Source organism: Nguyenibacter vanlangensis (genome assembly GCF_013376155.1).
GTDB classification, from domain to species: Bacteria; Pseudomonadota; Alphaproteobacteria; order Acetobacterales; family Acetobacteraceae; genus Gluconacetobacter; species Gluconacetobacter vanlangensis.
The window spans coordinates 1-6,124 of sequence record NZ_JABXXP010000138.1; the positions used below are offsets into that span (position 1 = coordinate 1).

A 6,124-nucleotide genomic window follows, 5' to 3' on the forward strand; every position below is an offset into this window, starting at 1 on the left:
GAGGCGGTCGGGCATGTGCGCGCGGGCCGCGGCCCGGCATTCCTGGAATGCCAGTCCATCCGCCTGCGGTCGCATTCCACCACGGCGCGGGAGACGCGCAGCCGGGCCGAGCTGGCCGAATTGCGCGCCCGCTGTCCGATCCAGCGCCATGCGGCGTCGCTGATCGAGGCCGGGCTGCTGGATGCGGCGCAATTCGCCACGCTGCAACTGGAGGCGACGGCGGCGGCCGCGCAGGCCGTGGCCCATGCCGAGGCGTCCCCTTATCCGAGCGCCCAGGAGGTGCTGCAGCATGTTGTATGACCAGAAGCCCGTCACGGCGCGGATGTTCTTCCGCGAGGCGATCAAGCGCGCCATGCACGAGGAAATGGCCCGCGATCCGCGCATCTTCATCATGGGGCAGGATGTCGGCGCCTTCGGCGGGTCGTATCGCGAGTTCGACGGGCTGTTCGCGCTGTTCGGGCCCGAGCGGGTGCGCGACACGCCGGTGGCCGAGGCCGCGACGATCGGCATCGCGGCCGGGGCCGCCGCCGCCGGCTATCGCCCCGTCGTCAGCATCACCTATATGGATTTCCTGATGCTGGGCTTCGACGCGCTGATCAATTACGGGGCGAAGCTGCGCTATAAGAGCGCGGGGGGGTTGAATGCCCCGCTGGTGGTCAAGACCACCGCCGGCGCTGCGGGCCAGGGGGTCGCGCATTCGCAATGCATCGAAGCCTGGCTGATGAGCGTGCCCGGGTTGCGGGTCGTCGCGGCCTCGACGCCCGAGGATGCCTATGGCCTGATGAAGACGGCGCTGCGATGCGACGGGCCGGTGGTCTATATCGACCATAAGCGGCTGTTTCCCATTCCGGGCGACGTGCCGGTGAGCGAGACCGCCATTCCGTTCGGCGTGGCGTGCGTGCGCCGCGCGGGCACCGACCTGACCCTGGTCAGCCACGGCTACATGATGCGTCCCGCGCTGGAAGCGGCCGAGATCGTCGCCGCGGAGGGCATAAGCTGCGAGGTGATCGATTTGCGCAGCCTGGCGCCGATGGACGTCGACACCCTGGCGGCGTCGGTCGCGCGCACCGGCCGGCTGCTGACCCTGGAGGAGGGGCAGACCGTATGCGGGGTCGGCACCGAAGTGGCCTATCGGACATTCGAGCGGACGGGCCCCATGCCGTGGATCCGGCTGGGCGCCCTGCCCGCCCCGGTTTCATCCAATCCGGTGCTGGAAGCCGCCTGCATTCCGGATGCGGCCCGCGTGGCCGATGCCATGCGGGCGCTGTCGGCCCGCTAGAGCCATGTCCGTTCACCACTGGTTCAGGGATATGGCTCTAGCGCGTTGTTTTATAGAGCATCTTTATCCGACCGAATGAGTCCATCCGGTCGGATGATGCTCTGGTTCAGTGTCCTGCCTTTGAAATTCATCATGCGAATTTCAAAGGCAGGACACCAAATTGTTGATTTGACTATTTTCCTGCATAACAATTCCATTACTTTCAAGAAACAGCCGAAGGTGCAGAAAGCATGTTTTACCAGTTGACCGTTCCCGCCGCCGTGGCCGGTGTCGAAGAAATTCGCGTCCTGGAATGGCATGGCGACACCGGCAGCGCATTTGCGCCGGGCGACCTGATCGTGGAGCTGGAGACCCACAAGGCCGTCGTGGAGGTGCGCGCGGGACAGGCCGGAATCCTGCGGGAGATCACGGCGGAGCCGGGCGCGTGGATGCAGATCGGCGTGCGTCTGGCGCTGTTCAGCGACGGTGCGGACGAAGCCGTGCCCGACGGGGCCATCGCATCGGACATTCCCGTCGAGTTCGAAATCACCTGACTGTATCTGGACATGATCCGATCGGCCGGAGGCGGCCGATCGGACAGGCGTTTATCGGACGGCGTTTAAACGAAAAGCCGGGACGGGCCGGTCAGGGCACCAGTTCCGGCGTCGCCGCGCCGTGGCGCATGGCCAGGACGTTGGTGATTTCCTGACGCAGGGCGACCTGCATCGGCCCGCTTTGATGAATGCCGTCGGGCAGGTGCAGGGCGCCGCCCAACTGCGCCCCCAGCGCGTCCACGTCGATGATCGCCATGTCGCGCGATGCCGCGACGTCGTGCAGCATCAGATTCTGTTCCTTGGCCGCGATGCTGGAGAGCGTGTCGCTCATGGGCGCATCGAAGCCGGCATAGGACGAGATGTCTTCGTACCCCGCGGTGGACATGCGGTTCAGGACCATGATCCGCCCCCCCGTGGTGCGGGCCAGCGTGTCGATGAGGCTTTCGTAATCGCGGCGGATGGTGTCGGTCGACCGCCTGACGGGTTCGAAGGCGCTGGACAGCCAGGCGCGGATGGCCGGACCGGCGGCCGCCTGGTGGTGGCGCATGATATGCACATGATAGCCGAGGGTACGGTGCCGCAGGATGGCCTGCGGTTCGGCGCTGAGCGACAGCAGGATGTCCTCGGGCGGGCCCAGCCGCTTCGTGCCGCTGCCGGTGATGATGCCGTAGCCGTCCTTGAGCGGCGTGTTGCGCAGGACCGAGAGCAGGGCGCCGGCGAATATCCAGTCGTCGGACGTGGGGGCCGACGGCGCGCTGCCGAGGGCGCGGCGCAGATCGTCGGCCAGGGCATCGAACTGGGCCGGGGTGCGCGCGAGCTGGTCGAGCAGCACGGGCGCGCAGGGTGCCACCGGATGATCGGGGATGAAGACCGCCTGCAGCGGATCCCTGGTCGATTCGAACATTTCCAGAAAGGCGCAATGATCGCCGAGTATGACCCCCGTGGCGTCGCACAGCCCCATGCTGAGCAGGGTGGTGGGTTTTTCCCCGTCATCGCACCACCAACCGCGGCTGCGGCCGTACCAGCCGGGCAGCAGGCCCGAATGCACGTCGGCCAGGGCCGTCATGCGCCGGCCGGTCACCACCATCAGCCGCAGGCGGCCGGCATCGGGCTCGTCCGCGAGCTGGGCGGGGTCGTCCGGATCGATATGGGCCACGACGGTATCCGGCTTCCAGCTTTCGACGGCGCGGACGCTGAGATAGCCGCCGCGCGCCATTTCCGGCCGGACGGTCAGGCGCCCCCCGACGCGGGGCGCGAACACCACCTGCAATTCCGTCTCGTCGGCCAGGGCGGGCGGGCCGGAGACCCGGACGCCGGTCGGTTCCAGGCTGATGTTGCAATAGCCGATCGGTTCGTCGGCGCGGCAATATTGGCCGCTTTCGCGCAGCCAGCGCACGCCCGAGCGCACGATGGCGTAGCCGTCGGCCTTGAGCGGGCCGAAACGCAGATCGAGCGTGCTCATGGCCGGCCTGCCGCGTTCATGCCGTCATGGCGGAGGATACCGGCGACGGTGCAGCGGACCTGGCGCGCCACGTCCTGGTCGAGAGGCTCTTCCGGATCGGTACTGAAGAGGGCGATCCGGTCGGAGGAGGCGCTGTACTGGCCCGGGCCGACATCGAGCTGCCGGAGATAGACGGGTTCGCGCAGCACAAGCCGGTAATAGGAGACCGGCGGGCATTCCTGGGCGAAGGCGCTGCTGAGATCGACGCTGAGATCCAGCAGCTTGCCGCCCATGCGGAGGGAGTCGCCCGCGCCCGCGTACACGCATTCGACAGTCGCGCCGGACATCTGTGGCACGATGACCGGAAGTCTGAATTCATAAATCATTTCGGTTTCCCATTAAAATGCGTTTAAAATCAATTACCGAATTCAGATAAACCGCTCCTCTTGCATCACGCCTCATTCGGAAAAAAACGAGCGCTTCGGGGACGCGGTTGCATCGGGGAGAGTGCATTCCGTTGCGTGAATCGTCTGATTACTTTTTTTTGATGTAATGATATGCGTCGTTGTTTGGATTGCAGGAACAGGATGCCGGCGCGCGGGCGGCGCATGCGGAACGTCAACCGGCCCCGCAGGGCTACGGTTCATCAATAAAAAAATCTTTATTGTTCGTAAAGAATTCTTCCGCCGGCACCATGCGCCGGCACGAGGCGCCATGTTTAATATCCGATGGAAGATTTACCTGAGGGATCAGCCTGTCGAAGATGTGCTTTAAAAAAAGAGCCGGAACATTAAAAAAAACTGGACAGGTCGAGATAAAACCTCAAAATAATCAAATAAAAACATGTGGTTGTGTTAAACAAAACATCATTTAGCGAGAATCGGAAGCACGGCCCGAGCGGCCTGCGCGTGACGGGTGCGTCGCCGGGTTCAACGGGTGATGGGCAAAGAGGCGGCTACCGCGGAATCGCGAAGCAGAATCGCGAAAAGGAAAGGTCATGAGACGTAGCATCGAACTCGACTCCTTGCGTGGCGTCGCGGCGCTGATCGTCCTGCTGTATCATTCGTGGGCCACGTTTCCGGACGCGGTGCACGCTGTTCCGCCGCTGCGAACGGTGGCGCTGTTTTTCAACCCGGCCTTTCTGCTTCGTGACACGCCGCTGCACCTGATGGTGTCGGGACCGGGTTGCGTGGCGCTGTTTTTCGTCCTGAGCGGCTTCGTGCTGTCCATCTCGCTGTCGAAATTCCAGAAAGGGTCCTATGGCCGGTATATCACGCGCCGGTTCTGCCGGATCTACCTGCCCTTCGCCGCCGCCATGCTGATCTCGGCGATCGCGTACGGCTTCGTCCTGCCGCATCCGGTGCCGGAGGCCGTGGCCAGTTACTGGTTCTCTCACGATCAATGGTCGGAGAAGCCGACATGGGGGCTAATCCTGCAGCATCTGCTGATGGTGGGTACGCCGCGGGCCAACACGCTCGACCCGCCGATGTGGTCCCTGGTGGCGGAAATGCGGGTCTCGCTGATCTTTCCCTTGCTGTACCTGCTGATTTCCAGGTACCGCGTCATGGGCATGTCCGCCGTCATGCTGGCCTATTTCGCGGCGAGCGGCGTCATGACCGCGATCGGCGAGGGCGAGCCGAAATCCTTCGTCGCCAGCCTGTGCTTCACGATCGAATATCTGCCGCTGTTCGCGCTGGGCATCCTGCTTTACGAAACACGCGATACGCTCAAGTCCATTTACGACCGCGTGCCGGCAGCCGTCCGGTGGGCCGTCCTGCTGCCGTGCGTGCTGTTGCTGGGCGTTCCGCATGTCGGGCCGGAGACGACCTTGACGATGGGCACGAAACTGTTCTGGCTCATCTCGGTGGGCGCGGGGTCGGCGGCGGCCATGCTGATCGCGCTGCACAGCCGCGCCGCGTCGCGCATATTGTGCCTGAAGCCGCTGCAATGGCTGGGGCATATCTCATATAGTCTCTATCTGTTTCATATGCTGGTCCTGATGGCCATGGTGCATCTGTTCCATGAGAGTCTGCCGCTGACGACGATCCTGGCCTGTGTCATTCCGCTGAGCCTGCTGGCCGCCGGCCTGTCCTATCTGCTGATCGAGCGGCCGGCCATGACGCTGGGCTATTGGCTGACGCGGCGCCCGGTGGCGAAGGCGGCGCGGGACTGGCAGCAGGTGGGCACCGGGGAGACGGTCGGCGTTTCGCAGTGAGGCTGGGGAGAGGTTGAGGGCCCGGTAGACTGGGGGCATAGTAGACTGGGGGGCGCGGCCGGAGCCATAGGCTTTCCTGCGCGGATATGGCTCCGGGACAGGGCATTACGCCACGGCGACGTGGTCCCTGTAGACCGACAGTCCGTCCTGGTCGATCATGTCGATCTCGACGCCGTCGCCCTGGGTGGTTTGCAGGATGCGCCAGACGGGCGGGATGGTGATGCCGATCGCGCCGGTGAAGGCGAGCGGCAGGCATTGGGTGATCATCCGCGCGTCGATCCGCGCGAAGAAATGGTCGCGCCAGGCGGGGTCCTGCCCGCCTTTCGAGAGGTCCCAGCTCATGAAATCGAAGGACGCCCAGCCCTGGCCGTCGAGCCAGATCTCGGCCCAGTAATGCAGGGTCGGCGAGCGGCGATAGAGGAAATAGCCGCTGACCAGCCGGGCGGGAATGCCGCGCGCGCGGCACAGGCCGACGAGCAGCGCCGCGCCGAGCTGGCAATCACAGCAGCGGACGTCCAGCACCCAGTCGAGCGGGGCGTCGGGCGGGATCTGGTCGTAATGGACCGGGCCCGACAGGAACTGGTCGATCATATAGTCCCAGAACGCCTTGACCGCGACCGGCGGCGGCGCGTCGCCCGCCAGGTGCCGGGCCAGCG

7 protein-coding genes are annotated in these 6,124 nt (G+C 64.8%); 4 read left to right on the forward strand and 3 right to left on the reverse strand.

Annotated elements, in window-relative coordinates; all coding sequences use genetic code 11:
- The 3 genes from HUK84_RS08765 to HUK84_RS08775 all read left to right on the forward strand — a co-directional run.
- Positions 1-300, forward strand: a 300-nt coding sequence (locus HUK84_RS08765) for a thiamine pyrophosphate-dependent enzyme (RefSeq protein WP_246285563.1), incomplete at its 5' end; no start/stop codon positions are given.
- The gene (locus tag HUK84_RS08770) at positions 290-1,279 is read left to right on the forward strand and encodes an alpha-ketoacid dehydrogenase subunit beta (protein ID WP_176639960.1); all 990 of its coding nucleotides are present in this window, start codon (positions 290-292) and stop codon (positions 1,277-1,279) included. The genes HUK84_RS08765 and HUK84_RS08770, both read left to right, overlap by 11 nt.
- A 242-nt stretch (positions 1,280-1,521) precedes the next feature.
- Positions 1,522-1,812, forward strand: a complete 291-nt coding sequence (locus HUK84_RS08775; protein ID WP_246285564.1) for a lipoyl domain-containing protein — start codon at positions 1,522-1,524, stop codon at positions 1,810-1,812.
- Between the two features lie 91 nt (positions 1,813-1,903).
- Here HUK84_RS08775 and HUK84_RS08780 read toward each other — a convergent pair whose 3' ends face one another.
- The gene (locus tag HUK84_RS08780; protein WP_176639962.1) at positions 1,904-3,274 is read right to left on the reverse strand and encodes a hypothetical protein; all 1,371 of its coding nucleotides are present in this window, start codon (positions 3,272-3,274) and stop codon (positions 1,904-1,906) included.
- Entirely contained in the window at positions 3,271-3,639 is a 369-nt protein-coding gene (locus tag HUK84_RS08785) for a hypothetical protein (protein ID WP_176639963.1), read from the reverse strand. The genes HUK84_RS08780 and HUK84_RS08785 overlap by 4 nt, the downstream gene beginning before the upstream one ends.
- Before the next feature lie 611 nt (positions 3,640-4,250).
- Here HUK84_RS08785 and HUK84_RS08790 point away from each other — a divergent pair.
- The gene (locus tag HUK84_RS08790) at positions 4,251-5,468 is read left to right on the forward strand and encodes an acyltransferase family protein (protein ID WP_176639964.1); all 1,218 of its coding nucleotides are present in this window, start codon (positions 4,251-4,253) and stop codon (positions 5,466-5,468) included.
- Positions 5,469-5,573: 105 nt separating this feature from the next.
- Here HUK84_RS08790 and HUK84_RS08795 read toward each other — a convergent pair.
- A partial coding sequence (locus HUK84_RS08795) for a transglutaminase-like domain-containing protein (protein ID WP_176639965.1) occupies positions 5,574-6,124 on the reverse strand: 551 nt, incomplete at its 5' end.

What these genes read in the sequence shown, in the direction of transcription:
- HUK84_RS08780 (WP_176639962.1), bottom strand. Translation starts at nt 3,274, where the DNA reads ATGAGCACGCTCGATCTGCGTTTCGGCCCGCTCAAGGCCGACGGCTAC.
- HUK84_RS08785 (WP_176639963.1), bottom strand. Translation starts at nt 3,639, where the DNA reads ATGATTTATGAATTCAGACTTCCGGTCATCGTGCCACAGATGTCCGGC.
- HUK84_RS08790 (WP_176639964.1), top strand. Translation starts at nt 4,251, where the DNA reads ATGAGACGTAGCATCGAACTCGACTCCTTGCGTGGCGTCGCGGCGCTG.
- HUK84_RS08770 (WP_176639960.1), top strand. Translation starts at nt 290, where the DNA reads ATGTTGTATGACCAGAAGCCCGTCACGGCGCGGATGTTCTTCCGCGAG.